Source organism: Kordia aestuariivivens, assembly GCF_014397005.1.
Lineage (GTDB): Bacteria > Bacteroidota > Bacteroidia > Flavobacteriales > Flavobacteriaceae > Kordia > Kordia aestuariivivens.
The window spans coordinates 392,579-406,661 of record NZ_JACGWS010000003.1 but is presented as its reverse complement, the minus strand read 5'-3'; the positions used below and the strand labels follow the sequence as shown (position 1 = coordinate 406,661).

Here is a 14,083-nt window from a genome sequence, read left to right as displayed (position 1 = left end):
ATTAGCTACAAGCTATTTTTGCGCGATGTACACAAAAGCTGGTGGAATGTTGAATGCTTCAAACGATAACTTTACGTTATCGTTGAAAACTTCTTTCAACTTTTTGTAATAGGTAAGACTGTATTGGTATTGTACATATAAACTCCCATCAAACATTGCTTCGTAGGCATTGGCTAATATTTTATCGCTTATTTCAGTAGGAATGTTGGTTAATGGTAAACTTGAAATGATGCAATCTGTTTTGTCAAAACCATGTTTTTTCAGTATCGGAGTAATTTCTTCTGCCGAAACTTTTTCTATAATTAATTGCGAATGCTTAATTTTTTCTAAAGATTGAAAAAACTTGTCGTTAATTTCAATTGCAATCAATTTTGTGTGTGGTTGGATTCTTTTTAAAATCTCTTTGGTAATGATTCCATTTCCTGGACCAAACTCTACAATTACTTTCACATTAGCAAAGTCAATATTTTTTACAATTCTTCGGGTTAGAAATCGTGAACTTGGGAAAATTGTTCCCGAAGTTTTAATATCGCGTATCGCTTCTCTAAAAAATTTTAATCTATCCAATTGAGGAGATTTTAGTACTTGGTGATGAATTTTTGAATCTGACGCGAAGTAAAGAAAATATTCATAAACTACTCCCTTTTTTTGTGCTATTCTTTACTTTTTCAAAAATGAAGATTTAATGTATTCGCTAATACGCAAGATTTAATCCATCCGCAGACATGCCAATGTTAAGTTTGCGCTGCAACCGAAGATTATTTTTTCGCAAAACAAGCAATTGTCTTCTATACTGTATAATGGTTTCGTAATCTAAAACTGTATGGCGTATTTTATTGAGAAGTTCTTTAGCTTTGTTTTTTTCAGTAAGCAATTCTTCAGTATTTGCAGTATTTTGCTTAATTAAATGATCGTAACTTTTAATAATTTCGGTCAATTCTTCTTGAACCAATATTTTTTCTTTTTCTAAATAATCGCTCTTTTGTTGGTTGTCTTTGTAATTGAACACAGAAATGAACACCATAGATACCGTCATTGCAGCAAGTGCAATCAATAATATTTTTTGTATCGTCTCTTTTGTTACTCCACTCATAAAAAAGTAGTACTTTTATTGCTAATGTGTTAAAAATTTTAACGTTTACAGTTGGCTAATATATTAAATAATATTCTTTCTTCCTTTTTTCCTGAGATTTGCTTGGGTTGTTCTGCTAAATTAATGCATCAAGAACAGCATATTTGCACAAAATGTCGCCACAATTTACCTTTTACCTCATTTCACAAGCATCATCAAAATCCTGTACTGAATACTTTTTATGGACGCGTTCCGATAGAAAACGCAACAGCTTTGTTGCACTACAAGAAAAATGGAATGGTACAACAGTTACTACATCAATTAAAATACAAAGGAAGACAAGAAATTGGAACTATACTAGGGAATTTCCTTGGTCACGAGTTAAAAAAGGAAATTTCGTATCGCAACATTACACACATCATTCCGGTTCCGTTGCATAAAAAACGATTCCGAAAACGTGGTTACAATCAAGTAACAACTTTTGGTCAACAATTGGCACATCATCTAGAAATAGAATATCTAGAAGACATTCTTGTCAAAGTGACAAACACCAAAACACAAGCATTTAAGAAACGTGCAGCACGTTGGCTCACTACACAACATTCGTTTGAAGTAACTGATCTGCAAAAATTAGAAGGACAACATATTTTATTAGTAGATGATGTCATTACAACTGGCGCAACATTAGAAGCTTGCGCGAATGCACTCAAAAAAATACCAAATATTAAAATTAGCATTGCTACAATGTCAATAGCAAGTTAAAATCTACGTTAGTACCAAAAATAATTAGTTTATTTGTATCACATTATTTTAGACTAGTTAATGAAACAACGTTTTATATTTTTCTCCATAGTTATACTTTTACTTTTGTCCTTGGTCAATTGTGCCAAGCGTGGCTTTCCTTCTGGCGGCGATCCTGATAAGACACCACCAAAAATGGTAAAAGCGCAACCGGAAGAATTCAGCACTAATTTTGACGAAAAACGAATTCGTATTTACTTTAATGAATACATTAAGGTAAAAGATATTCAAAAGCAATTGATTATTTCGCCTCCGATTAAAGAAGGCGGATATATTATTTATCCACAAGGAAGCGCAAGCAAGTATATTGATATTCAAATTTTAGATACGCTGCAACCAAACACAACGTATTCGTTCAATTTTGGACAAAGTATTGTAGATAATAATGAAGGAAATCCGTACGATTATTTTAAATATGTGTTTTCAACAGGCTCGTATATTGATTCGCTAGAAGTTGGCGGAACAATTGAAGATGCCTTCAATAGAAGTCCCGAAAAGTTTGTTTCGGTCATGCTGTATGAGATTGATTATACGTATACCGATTCAACTGTGTATAAAAAAACACCAACCTATATTACAAACACACTTGATAGTATCACCAATTTTAAACTAGAAAATTTACGCGCAGGAACGTATAAAATGATTGCATTGAAAGATGTTTCAAGTAATTACGTTTTTAATCCGCTCATAGATAAAATAGGATATGTTGAGCAAGAAGTTACAGTGCCAACTGATTCATTGTATACAATTAAATTATTCAAGGAAATTCCGGCTTTTAAAGCAACGCGTCCAGCGCAAATTTCTAAAACAATGATTGCGTTTGGATATGAAGGTCCAATTGATAGCATGAAAATTACGGTCAATTCTGAAGTTGCAGATAATTTTCGTTACAAAACAACACGCGATCCTGAAAAAGACACACTTCGCTATTGGTTTGAAAACTTAAAACCCGAAACAGATTCGTTACTATTTACGGTTTCTAAAGGTACCTACAACAAAGATTTTACGGTAAAATTGAAAGAATTGGAACGTGATTCGATGAAGCTTACTGCAAATTACAAAGGAAGTATTCCACCAAATAAGGATTTTAAAGTAGCTGCAAACACACCAATTGTTGCGGTGAATGATAAAATAATTTCTATTCAAAATAAAGATTCAATTCCTATAGAATTCACTTCTAAATTTGATGAAACAACTAACAGTCTGGATCTTTTCTTTGAGAAAAAAGAAAACCAACGTTATGACATTACCATGTTGCCAAAAACCATCACCGATTTTTATGGAGAAGTCAATGACACATTAAAGTACACATTGGTTACCAAAGAAGATAAAGCGTATGGAAATATTAGCTTAACGTATGATGGTACTGAGTTTCCTATCATCATACAAGTTGTCAATGAAAAGCTAGAATTGATTGTTGAAGAATATGTTACAGAAGCAAAATCAAGCTATAATTTTCCGTTCATTGATCCGCAAAACGTATATTTCCGCGTTATTTTTGACACAAATAAAAACGGGAAATGGGACACTGGAAATTTCCTGAGAAACATTCAACCTGAAGACGTAAAATACTTCCCTAAAAAAGTGGAAATTAGAGCCAATTGGGACGTTAATGAAGATTTGATTCTTAAGAATTTAAAGTAAAGGCATCCTTATCATCTAAAAATTTCAACTTATTCCGATAGGTTTCAATATGTGATTTTGTAAATGTCACAATTTCCGTTGCTTCACGATTGGGTTCTATGTTCGTTAGTTGCTCGCCCAACACATCATACGCGGCGCAATGTCCTGGATATTCATGCGAATTTGCATCGAGTCCTACTCTATTCACGCCAATACAATAACTCATATTTTCAATCGCGCGTGCTTTTAACAACGCGTCCCATGCACTAATTCGTGGTTTTGGCCAATTTGCCACATACAACAAAACGTCATAGTTTTCAACATTTCGCGCCCAAACCGGAAAGCGTAAATCGTAACAAACTAACGGACAAATATTCCAGCCTTTATAATTAATGATATTCTTTGAAGTTCCAGCCGTATAGACTTCGTGCTCGCCAGCTAAGGTAAATGTATGTCGTTTGTCGTAGGTTTCCACGTTTCCAGAAGGAAATACAAATACCAACCGATTGTAATACTTTCCATTTTCAACAATTACCAAACTTCCTGTAATCGCAGCATTTTTAGCTTTTGCCAATGCTTTTATCCACGTCATGGTTTCGCCGTTCATCGTTTCTGCGACAATTTCAGGTTTCATGGTAAAACCAGACGTAAACATTTCTGGCAACACAATTATATCTACAGTTTCAGTAATTGCGTTGATTTTTTCGCCCAATTGGATGCGATTTTGCGCAGGATGTTCCCAAATAAGATTGGTTTGTACTAAGGCTATTTTTAGTGTTTCGTTTTGCATTTGGTATGTTGGTATGTTGGTATGTTGGTATGTTGGTATGTTGGTATGTTGGTATGTTGGTATGTGAAAAACGTCAATTCGAGTGAATTTGCGAAGCAAATTTGTATCGAGAATTACTCGCTTATTGTAAATTTAAGTTTATTTCCCATTAATATCTAACACTTCAAAAAGTTTTGCTTTGAAAGTTCGTCCAATCGGAATGCGCTTGTCGTGAATATACACTTCGTTTCCCGTTATTTTATCAACATGATCTTTGTTAATGACAAACGATTTGTGAATTTGGATGAATTGATTTTCAGGCAATTTCTCTTTCCATGTGCGCAAGGCTCCAATGAAAGATAATTTTTGCAGTTTGCTCACTAATGTCAAATAATTTCGTTCCGATTCGACATAAAAAATATCTTGAAATTGAATTTTATGAAAGGTTTTGTCAACGTTTAAAAACAAGGTTTCCGAAACTGTTTTTGGCGCTTCCGCAGAAATAACTCTGGGTTGATTGCGTTGTGTTTTCTGAATTGCCTTTAGGAAACGCTCCAACGAAAATGGCTTCACCAAATAATCGATAATCGTCTCAAATTCAAAACTTTCCACTGCATAATCAGGATACGCCGTTGTCATGATAATTGTTGGCGGATTTTTGAGCGTTCGCAGAAAACTTAAACCCGAAATATCTGGCAGATTGATGTCTAAAAAGATCAAATCGATGTCTTCCGCATATAAAATATCATACGCTTTCAAAGCAGCATTAAACGTTCCCACCAATTCCAAATGCGATACTTTCGCAATGTAACTTTTTAGAATGCGCTGCGCCGGAATTTCATCTTCAATAATGATACATTGCATATTGTTTAGCTGTTTCGAGTTAAGTTTAATTTCAATGTGACACCGTATTTTTCTTTTGCTTCTATATTCAATTCGTAGTTATCTTTATAAATCAAATCTAAGCGTTTTTTCAAGTTTTGCAAGCCTATTTTGTCTTCTGCCGTCTCTTTTGTCGCATCAAATACATTTGTACAGATACACTCCAACACACCATTAGTAAGCGTGATTTTAACATCAATATGTGTGTCAATTGTGCTGTGTTTAAACGCATTTTCAATAATGGTAATTAATAAAAGTGGCGCAATCGTATAATCAAAACGCAAGATTTCTTTTGTATACTGAATCGTTTTAATGCCTTCTGTCCGAATTTCTTGAAACGCAATATAATTGTCAATAAACGCAATTTCTTTTTCCAACGAAACAAAGGTCGCATTGCTTTCATACAATACGTGTTTTAAATTATTGGACAACATTAAAATCAACTCTGGAACTTGCGCTGGTTTTTCTAAAGAATAGGAATAAATTGTGTTTAAATTATTGAATAATACATGCGGATTGATCTGCGATTTTAAAAATTTCAATTCCATTTCCACATGTTTTCGCTGAATGACTTCTACTTCATCTTTCTTCTCTAAATACCGAAATAACATCCAAATAAACGAGAAAAAGATAATTGGAACAATTGTTTGCCAGACATAATCTGACAAGCATCTGGCAACACTACAACCGCATTCTGCAAATACATTACAATACAATTGAGTTGCCAAGAAACTAATCAACGCAATGATAAGAATGTATAATGTATACCATTTTCTCTTTTCAAAAAACGGCAATAAGATAAAATCATTCGCATACACAATCACAACCAAAATGGATAAGTATTGCAAAAATGGATTTTCTGCCCAATAGAAGTCTGAAAAGTAAAATAGCGAAACCACAATGAACAATGTCCAAAACAAAAGGTGAATCAGTATTTTAGAAATTTTATAGCTAAAAAAGTTCATGTTGGGATTTTTACAAGCAATCAAAGTACTAAGAAAGAGAGAATTCATCAAATATAAGTGGATAAAATACGTGTTTTGCTGTACAAACTTCAATTTCGCCCGAAAGAAATGCTTCTTTTTGAGAAATGCATTTCGTAAAGTCATTATTGCATGCTATACATTTTTTTAGTTTGTTGTTTTTAGTTGAATGATTTTTGAAACATCAATTCAAAATCAATCAAAAATGAACAGGCTTTTTATCACAATTTTCACGCTTTTACTATGTCAATGTTTGCTTTCGCAAGAAGTAAATCAGGTTACAAAAGACGCCAAAGGACGCGAAAAAATGCTAGGCGAAATTACCAAAGAAGGTTTTACGTCGAACACTTTTAATTCATGGTTTACAAAAAATCATGAAGCGTATACACCTGACGAAACAATTGTAAAAAAACTGAAGCGAAAACTAAAAAAATATACCATTACCGTATTTATGGGAACTTGGTGTGGCGATAGCAAAAAAGAAGTACCAAGGTTTTACAAAGTACTAGAAGCTGCCAATTTCCCTGAAAGCAAACTTCGTGTTGTGGGACTCAATAATGGACGTGAACAGTACAAACAAGGTCCTAATGGTGAAGAAAAAGGCATGAATATTCATCGTGTACCCACATTTATTGTGTACAACAAAAAAGGCAAAGAAGTTGGGCGTATTGTAGAACATCCTGCGGAAAGTTTGGAAGCTGATCTGTTGAGAATTTGTCGTGGAAAATCGTATGAGCATAACTATCAAATTGTAACGGAATTAGACAATTTATTTCAGAAAAAAGGGGAAACATACATTACTGAAAACGTTGAAAAAGTAGCTTCAAAATTAAAACCATTCTCAAAAAGTTTGAAAGAGCTCAATACCTATGGTTATGTGTTGCTTCGCGCGAAAGCGACCTCAAAAGCCATTGCGGTTTTTACCATGAACACCAAATTATTTCCAGACGATAAAAACGGCTATGACAGTTTGGGAGAAGCCTATTTTGTAATGAAAAATTACGAAAAGGCAACTGAAAATTACTCAAAAGTATTAGCATTAGACCCAAAGGATACGAATGCAAAAACGATGCTCGCAAAAATGAAATAATACATATTTAAAAGTTAGGTTGGTTTTAAAAGCAGTGCTTCTCGTTATGAGATTTGGCACTGCTTTCTGTATTTAGCTATTGAAATGCAGACACTATTTTAAAAAAAGAATTGAAAGCGGGATTCTTGTGTGAATTATTAGTAATTTTAGCGGTAAAGTGTTTCTTTTTCTTTTTTAAGAATTTGAATGAAAATAATCTACCATAGTTTCCAAACACTTTAATAATGGTTGCTGAAGCCCAGATTTTACAAACCGATTTTATGAAATTGTCACTTCCCAGATTTTTAGCATGCTTGTTGCTTTTAGCATTTCAAATCAATGTGTTAGCACAAGAAGTCCCCGAAAACTCTTCTAATCAAGAGATTTTTGATTTTATCATTCAACATAAATATTCCAATCCTGAACTTTCAAAAAAATATGCTCGAATTCTAGTCACGAAAAGTAAAAAAGAACAGGATAGTATTCAACTTTTTAACGCTTATGCGCAATGTTGTAAAATTGCAAATATTGAAGGAAATTACGAAGAAGCTATTCAGTATTGCGATTCAGCAATTACAACTGCCAAAGCCCTAAAAAATCAACTATTTTTAGCTGAAGTACATCTCGCCAAAGGAAACGCTATTGTATATCTTGGAGATAATAAAGAAGCATTGGCAAATTATTTGAATGCGTTAGATATTGCAAAACAACTCAAAGATATTCAATTTGAAATTGCAGCACAAGCCAATATTGCGAAGATAAAAAGGCGTATGGGTTTTTATGAAGAAGCACTTTCTATATATAAAAATAATGCACACTTAGCTGAACAATATGACTTTCAGAATAAAATGATTCTTATCAATGCGTATATGGGAGTTGGCGGTACTTATTTACGTTTGCAGCAACCCGATTCTACACTTAAATACTCAGAAGTAGGGCTCCAAAAAAGCCTTGCGTCAAATGATATGGAAGGTGTAAGTTATTTTTATATCGATATTGGTATAGCGCATTTCATAAAAGGTAATTTTGATATTGCAATTGAGTATTTAACTAAAGCTGAAAAGATTACCAAAGGACTCAATAATCAAAAACGACTTACTGAAATATACTATTATATAGGCAAGTCATATTTTGAGTTAGAAAAGTATGATGATGCAATTTCTTTTTTAAAAAATGTAGAAAAAATTGTTGCTAAAAAAAATAGCGAACAAAGCATAAAATTTAATCCTCCAGAATTATTAGGCACGTATCTTACACTTTCTAAAGCCTTTGAACTTAAAGATAAACGTGATTTGTATTTGGAATATACTTCTAAATATTTAGAATTAAGAGATGCAAATGAAAATCAAGATATTGCCGTGATTAAGGAATTGTATGAAACCGCACGAAAAGAAAATAATTCACTTTCATCATTGACGTCAAAATTACAAAACAGACTTATTTATGTAATTCTCTTTAGCATATTTGCGCTGAGTTTATGCGCATATTTCTTATTCAAATTTTTGAAAGCGAAAAAACAGAATAAAATTATTTTTGAGCAATTAGTTGCTAAAGTAAACACTAAAAAAGTAGTACCATCAAAACCCAATTTTACGATTGGAGACAAAAAAGTAGAAGCTATTTTAGAGCGTTTAGATAAACTAGAAGAATCATTATTTTTCCTCAATAGCAATTGCACCTTGCAAAGTTTAGCTAAAAAAGTAAAAACGAACACGAATTATTTATCAAAAATTATAACCAAATACAAGCACAAAAAATTTTATGACTATTTAAATGATTTACGGATTCAATATGTCTTAAAACGTCTCAAAGAAGACTCTAAGTTTCGCAACTATTCCGTGAAGCATATTGCAGAAGAAATTGGATATAAGAGTACAAATTCGTTTACAAAATACTTTAAAGCCTATACAAAACTCTATCCATCCTATTATATTAAGAACCTTGAGAATACATCAGAAAATAATGCCTCAAATTAAATAATTTGAGGTGTATGTAATTCATTTTTATATGTTTTAGGTTTTGAATAAGCTATCTTTCAATTTATAATCTAACAAAAAACCTTATTTATGAAAGTAAAGCATTCACAAAAAATGAAGCTTAAAAAAGCAACGATCGCTCAAATTAACCAAACAACTGCAATGCTAGTAAAAGGTGGTACTCGTGGTAATTCGACACTATTTGATGATTCCGCAATGGTTTCGCATTGTGCAGATATAGTTTGCTATTAATAATATTACCTAATAATTCACATGTAAGAATCGGAAGTTTAGCTTCCGGTTTTTTTTTGCGCCAAACTTTACAGTTTCAATTTTCTTCTTACCGCCTCAATTCATTTAATTTTTGCGCTTCTTGCGGAGACAACCTTTTGTGAGGTCAAATTTCCATCCTACTTTTAAATAACAAAATTCACGAAATCTTAGGCAACTTTTGCAACCTATAGTATGAAGTGAATTATTTAATAACTCAAAAACTTTAAACCATGAAAATTAAAAGCATTCAAAAGTTGAAACTAGTTAAAAACTCAGTAGCTATTTTAAACGAGAAAAATCAAAATGAAATTGTTGGTGGAACAAATAATGATCCAATGTCCAACTCTAGATGTATTACTTCTTGTCGTACACGTTAATCTTTTAAACAAGTATTTATCAACCCAAATTTATTTCAATTATGAAAACTCAAAAAATAAAATCATTAAAATTAGTAAAAGCTTCAATCGCTGATTTGAATCCTAAAAAACTACATACTATTAATGGTGGTGGACGTTCATTCAGAACTATCTGTATCACTTCATGTGTAGTACATTAATCGATCTATAACCTTATTATTAACTATAAAATTTTAAAACCATGAAAACTCAAAAAATAAAATCGTTAAAATTAGTAAAAGAATCAATCGCAAGTTTAGATTCTAAACAAAAACATGAAATTAAAGGTGGCGGAAGATCATTTACAACTATCTGTATCACTTCTTGTGTAGTACATTAATCAAATTAGAATCTTATTAATTAACTATAAATTTTTAAACCATGAAAACTCAAAAAATAAAATCGTTAAAATTAGTAAAAGCTTCAGTTGCAAATTTAGATACACAAACAGGACAAAAAATTGTTGGTGGCGGAACTAATCCTTGGACAGATTGTGGAAGTATTGTGTATTCAGTATGCGCTACTTCTTGTCACGCTCACTAAAATTTACTAATTCATAATTTTTAAAAAATATACTCATGAAAACTCAAAAGTTAAAATCATTAAAATTAGTAAAAGCTTCTGTTGCTACATTAGACAATGGAAAAGTTTCTAAAGTGCAAGGTGGCGGAAGCCAAACAAATTGCAACCAACGTTCGCTGTATCAAACATCGTGTTGGGCACACTAATGAAAGGATTATTTAGGTTAAAAGCTCTTGTTTTGCAAGGGCTTTTTTTGTTTTTAAATATACCCTGATTCTTTAAAAGTATATTTAGCATAATTACACTAAAACTTACTGTTGAAATATTTAGACTAAATAGTTAATTATTTATATTGTATTTTCTTTTACTTTGCTCGCACAAAGAAAAGAAACAAAAGAAAGTGCGCTTTTTCCAGAGGTGTTTTTAGCTTTCTCTCTCGGAAAGCTAAAACCGCAATCATTTTCCTAAATTTTCTCCAAGGCTTCAAAAATTATTAACGGAAAATGTCTGCTACACTGCGGAAAAAGAATCCGTTATGTATAATTTAACTTTGTTTTTTTTAATTGAAATGATCTCTATACGAGAACGAAAATAATCTAAATTTTATTCAAAATTTCTGCAGCTTGCGCTAAGGTTTCTTCCGTTTTAGCAAAGCAGAAACGCAACAATTTATGATCTTCTTTATATGTGTTGAACACAGAAAGCGGAATGGACGCAATTTTGTGCTCGCGTGTGAGTCGCTTGGCAAATTCTGTATCTAATTCGTCAGTAATATTTTTATAAGATAATACCTGAAAATAGGTTCCTTGTGATGGTTTCCACGTAAAACGTGAATCTTTAATTGCATTAAGAAAATAATCTCGCTTTCGCTGAAAAAATGCCGGAAGTTCCAGATAATTCTCAGGGTTTTTCAAATACCTTCCAATTCCAATTTGCATCGGATGGTTTACTGAAAATACATTGAATTGATGTACTTTTTTAAATTCGTCCATCAATGCTTTTGGCGCTACACAATAGCCCATTTTCCAACCTGTATTGTGAAATGTTTTCCCAAACGAAGCCGTGATAAACGCACGTTCGGCTAGTTTTGGATACAACGCTACACTTTGATGTTGTGCGTCATCAAAAATGATGTGTTCGTAAACTTCATCACTGAGTAAAATGATGTTTGTATTTTCCAGAATTGAGGACAACTCCAACATGTCAGCTCTTGACAAAACCGTTCCACTTGGATTGTGCGGCGTATTGATAATCATCAATTTGGTTTTTGTTGTAATTTTGCTTCGGACTTCATTCCAATCTACGGAAAATGAAGTTCCTTTGAGTTGAATTGGCACTACTTTTCCGCCATGTACTTCTACTGCAGGCGCATAACAATCATACGCGGGCGTAAATATGATCACTTCATCATTTGGGCGCACAAACGCACTTATGATCGTAAAAATAGCTTGAGTAGCACCTGCGGTTACTGTAATTTCCGTTTCCGGATTGTAGGTTCGTTGATATAACAATTCCATTTTTTCAGCAATTGCTTCCCGTAAAATAAGCGCGCCTGGCATGGGCGCATATTGATTGTAGTTTTCGCGCAATGCTTGCTGCACCATTTCAATGAGTTTTGGATCCGAAGGAAAGTTTGGAAATCCTTGTGCCAAATTGAGCGCGTTTTCCTTCGCTGCTAATTGACTCATCACGGTAAAAATTGTCGTGCCTACATTGGGCAGTTTGGAAGTTTGTTGTATCATTTGATTCTTAGTTACTGATTGTTAAAAATACCTTTTTTCAACGAAAATCTACGGAAGCTATAAAGTAATAATCAACTTATTACGGTGATACCGTATCTGCGTCTGCGCATATTTCACTAATATTATATTGATAACCAAAATCTTATATCATGAAAAAAGTAAATTTAAAATCTTTAAAACTAAACAAGAATTCTGTCTCTAACCTTGATTTAAAAAACATTCAAGGAGGTATTTGGTATCGATCTTTCGGATCGCCTTGCGAAACAAACGAAGCACACTATTGCACTTCGAATAATTTGCATTGTCAAACAATCATCGTTTGTTTTTAAAATCTATTTTAGCGTTGGTTATTATTCATATCCTGATAACTATTTCTTTTTCAATTGTTGATAACCTATTTATTACGGTGATACCGTAGCGACTTCTGAATGTATTTCACTAATATTACCTTGATAACCAAAAACTTATATCATGAAAAAGCAAGAAGTAAGAACACTCACATTAAACAAAAAGTGTATTTCCACATTTAAAATTAACGCTATAAAAGGTGGTTGTCCAACAGACAATTGCCCAGATAAAACCCGCGATCAATCATGTATTATATCGTGTAATGGCGCTTGTCAATAAGCTTAAGATGTAATCCTACAAAAAGTCCGCTAGCAAAAGTTGTTAGCGGATTTTTTATGATATAATTTTATTGTTCTCGATACATTTTATCTTCATTTTATTCCGATAAAACACTCCGAACTGACGTGTGTTATTCCATTTCGTCAGGTCGAGTGATTTTCGATAGAAAATAGTATCGAGAACTTGTGAAAGTTCGCGGCAACCTGCTACTCGACAAGTAGATTCCTGCCTTCGTAGGAATGACAAATCTATATGCTACTTGAAATTCGCTAAAACTTCTTCCAAATTTTCAATAATTGGATCTACGTCTTTGTTATTTTTTCGTTGTTTTTTTCGAACGATGATAAACCCAACAATTAATAACCAAGCATACGTCATTCCATACGCAATCAGTTTGAATTGTAAACTTGCTTCACGCAATACATCTTGAAAATAAATCGTCATTCCAACAGCCAATAATACTAAATAGACTGGCATAAAAAAGTTAGTAATCCATTTGAAATAGTGGAGTTTCTTCAGCATTTTTGTTGCGAATGCTTTCATGTTTTCCGAAATGTCATTCGGCGTACGCCAAAACAATACTCGATACCACATCATGGCTAGCGTTACACTCAATAAGATGAACATAAACGTGAGTCCTAAGTAGAAATTATCCGAACGTCCTTTGAGTGGATTTTCGTTCCACAACCAAATAAATACGGCAAATACAATTGCAAATGAAATGCTCATCAATAGGTTTCCAAAGACAATTTTTAGTTGGAGTTTTTTAAGTTTCCCAAACAACGAATCGCTTTGTGCTTTCCGTTGTAATTCATTGGATGAAACTGACTTCCAATCGTTTTGTAAGTCGTTAAAATCATTCATTATTATATATTTTTAAAAGTCGTTTTTTAATTCTGTTAATTCGAACACCTACATTATTGGCTTCAATTCCGATGATGTCTGCAATTTCTTGATAGCTCAATTCTTCTAAAACCAAACTGATGATCAATCGTTCGTCTTTTTTGAGCTTATTGACACATTGCATGAGTTTGTTTACACGGTTTTCTTGTGATTGTCGTTCGGTGTCAATGGCTGACTCAAACGTATCGGGCAATTCATCATTAAAAAGTGACAAATGCTTTTTTGTAGTTCGATTGAAGGTAATTGTGGTGTTTAAAGTAACTCTGTACAACCAAGTTGTCAATTTTGAATTCCCTTTGAAATTTTTCAATCCATTCCAAACGTTGATCAATACTTCTTGATACAAATCGTCCACCAACTCTTTTTCATAGAGATATGCAAAGCAAATCCGATAGATTTTGTCTTTGTGATGTGTGATGATTTCTTGAAAATAATCTTCTCGCATC

General features: G+C 32.9%; 20 protein-coding genes. 12 read left to right on the top strand and 8 right to left on the bottom strand.

Annotated features, from left to right (window positions below; all coding sequences use genetic code 11):
* Positions 1 to 12 precede the first annotated feature (12 nt).
* Together H2O64_RS07265 and H2O64_RS07260 are read right to left on the bottom strand one after the other, a co-directional pair.
* The gene (locus tag H2O64_RS07265) at positions 13 to 567 is read right to left on the bottom strand and encodes a class I SAM-dependent methyltransferase (protein ID WP_187561501.1); all 555 of its coding nucleotides are present in this window, start codon (positions 565 to 567) and stop codon (positions 13 to 15) included.
* Between the two features lie 127 nt (positions 568 to 694).
* Positions 695 to 1,093 carry a hypothetical protein gene (locus H2O64_RS07260; RefSeq protein WP_187561500.1) on the bottom strand — a complete coding sequence of 133 codons (399 nt, stop codon included), beginning with the start codon at positions 1,091 to 1,093 and terminating at the stop codon, positions 695 to 697.
* Between the two features lie 51 nt (positions 1,094 to 1,144).
* On the opposite strand from H2O64_RS07260, the gene H2O64_RS07255 reads away from it, so the two are divergent.
* A complete protein-coding gene (locus tag H2O64_RS07255; RefSeq protein ID WP_317173820.1) occupies positions 1,145 to 1,834 on the top strand; it encodes a ComF family protein in 690 nt (229 codons plus the stop codon).
* 60 nt (positions 1,835 to 1,894) lie between these two features.
* A complete protein-coding gene (locus H2O64_RS07250) occupies positions 1,895 to 3,517 on the top strand; it encodes an Ig-like domain-containing protein (RefSeq protein ID WP_187561499.1) in 1,623 nt (540 codons plus the stop codon).
* Here H2O64_RS07250 and H2O64_RS07245 read toward each other — a convergent pair.
* The 3 genes from H2O64_RS07245 to H2O64_RS07235 form a co-directional block, all read right to left on the bottom strand.
* Positions 3,501 to 4,286 (bottom strand): amidohydrolase, encoded by a 786-nt coding sequence (locus H2O64_RS07245; RefSeq protein ID WP_187561547.1) that lies wholly within the window; start codon positions 4,284 to 4,286, stop codon positions 3,501 to 3,503. The two genes, H2O64_RS07250 and H2O64_RS07245, sit on opposite strands and share 17 nt — an antisense overlap.
* Before the next feature lie 138 nt (positions 4,287 to 4,424).
* Complete coding sequence (locus tag H2O64_RS07240; protein ID WP_187561498.1) at positions 4,425 to 5,129, bottom strand: LytR/AlgR family response regulator transcription factor; 705 nt, start codon at positions 5,127 to 5,129, stop codon at positions 4,425 to 4,427.
* Between the two features lie 5 nt (positions 5,130 to 5,134).
* Positions 5,135 to 6,112, bottom strand: a complete 978-nt coding sequence (locus H2O64_RS07235) for a sensor histidine kinase (protein WP_187561497.1) — start codon at positions 6,110 to 6,112, stop codon at positions 5,135 to 5,137.
* Positions 6,113 to 6,335: 223 nt separating this feature from the next.
* Between H2O64_RS07235 and H2O64_RS07230 the strand changes: the two genes are divergently transcribed.
* The 8 genes from H2O64_RS07230 (at position 6,336) to H2O64_RS07195 (ending at position 10,571) form a co-directional block, all read left to right on the top strand.
* Entirely contained in the window at positions 6,336 to 7,220 is an 885-nt protein-coding gene (locus tag H2O64_RS07230) for a thioredoxin family protein (protein ID WP_187561496.1), read from the top strand.
* Between the two features lie 260 nt (positions 7,221 to 7,480).
* Positions 7,481 to 9,175, top strand: coding sequence for a helix-turn-helix domain-containing protein (locus H2O64_RS07225; protein WP_187561495.1), 1,695 nt, complete (start codon positions 7,481 to 7,483; stop codon positions 9,173 to 9,175).
* A 90-nt stretch (positions 9,176 to 9,265) separates the two neighbouring features.
* On the top strand, positions 9,266 to 9,427 hold the full coding sequence (locus H2O64_RS07220) for a hypothetical protein (RefSeq protein ID WP_187561494.1): 162 nt from the start codon (positions 9,266 to 9,268) through the stop codon (positions 9,425 to 9,427).
* Positions 9,428 to 9,678: 251 nt separating this feature from the next.
* Positions 9,679 to 9,825: a hypothetical protein gene (locus tag H2O64_RS07215; RefSeq protein ID WP_187561493.1), complete on the top strand. Its 147-nt coding sequence runs from the start codon at positions 9,679 to 9,681 to the stop codon at positions 9,823 to 9,825.
* Positions 9,826 to 9,866: 41 nt separating this feature from the next.
* Entirely contained in the window at positions 9,867 to 10,004 is a 138-nt protein-coding gene (locus H2O64_RS07210; protein ID WP_187561492.1) for a hypothetical protein, read from the top strand.
* Between the two features lie 41 nt (positions 10,005 to 10,045).
* Positions 10,046 to 10,183 carry a class I lanthipeptide gene (locus H2O64_RS07205; RefSeq protein ID WP_187561491.1) on the top strand — a complete coding sequence of 46 codons (138 nt, stop codon included), beginning with the start codon at positions 10,046 to 10,048 and terminating at the stop codon, positions 10,181 to 10,183.
* A gap of 41 nt (positions 10,184 to 10,224) precedes the next feature.
* A complete protein-coding gene (locus H2O64_RS07200; RefSeq protein ID WP_187561490.1) occupies positions 10,225 to 10,386 on the top strand; it encodes a hypothetical protein in 162 nt (53 codons plus the stop codon).
* Positions 10,387 to 10,421: 35 nt separating this feature from the next.
* A complete protein-coding gene (locus tag H2O64_RS07195; protein WP_187561489.1) occupies positions 10,422 to 10,571 on the top strand; it encodes a hypothetical protein in 150 nt (49 codons plus the stop codon).
* A gap of 390 nt (positions 10,572 to 10,961) precedes the next feature.
* Here H2O64_RS07195 and H2O64_RS07190 read toward each other — a convergent pair whose 3' ends face one another.
* The gene (locus tag H2O64_RS07190; RefSeq protein ID WP_187561546.1) at positions 10,962 to 12,104 is read right to left on the bottom strand and encodes a methionine aminotransferase; all 1,143 of its coding nucleotides are present in this window, start codon (positions 12,102 to 12,104) and stop codon (positions 10,962 to 10,964) included.
* A 152-nt stretch (positions 12,105 to 12,256) separates the two neighbouring features.
* Here H2O64_RS07190 and H2O64_RS07185 point away from each other — a divergent pair, with 152 nt between their 5' ends.
* Positions 12,257 to 12,436, top strand: a complete 180-nt coding sequence (locus H2O64_RS07185; RefSeq protein ID WP_187561488.1) for a hypothetical protein — start codon at positions 12,257 to 12,259, stop codon at positions 12,434 to 12,436.
* 142 nt (positions 12,437 to 12,578) lie between these two features.
* Positions 12,579 to 12,734 (top strand): hypothetical protein, encoded by a 156-nt coding sequence (locus tag H2O64_RS07180; protein WP_187561487.1) that lies wholly within the window; start codon positions 12,579 to 12,581, stop codon positions 12,732 to 12,734.
* 255 nt (positions 12,735 to 12,989) lie between these two features.
* On the opposite strand, the gene H2O64_RS07175 is transcribed toward H2O64_RS07180, so the two are convergent.
* Together H2O64_RS07175 and H2O64_RS07170 are read right to left on the bottom strand one after the other, a co-directional pair.
* The gene (locus H2O64_RS07175) at positions 12,990 to 13,598 is read right to left on the bottom strand and encodes a hypothetical protein (protein WP_187561486.1); all 609 of its coding nucleotides are present in this window, start codon (positions 13,596 to 13,598) and stop codon (positions 12,990 to 12,992) included.
* The gene (locus H2O64_RS07170) at positions 13,591 to 14,082 is read right to left on the bottom strand and encodes an RNA polymerase sigma factor (RefSeq protein ID WP_187561485.1); all 492 of its coding nucleotides are present in this window, start codon (positions 14,080 to 14,082) and stop codon (positions 13,591 to 13,593) included. The genes H2O64_RS07175 and H2O64_RS07170 overlap by 8 nt, the downstream gene beginning before the upstream one ends.
* Between the last annotated feature and the right edge of the window lies 1 nt (position 14,083).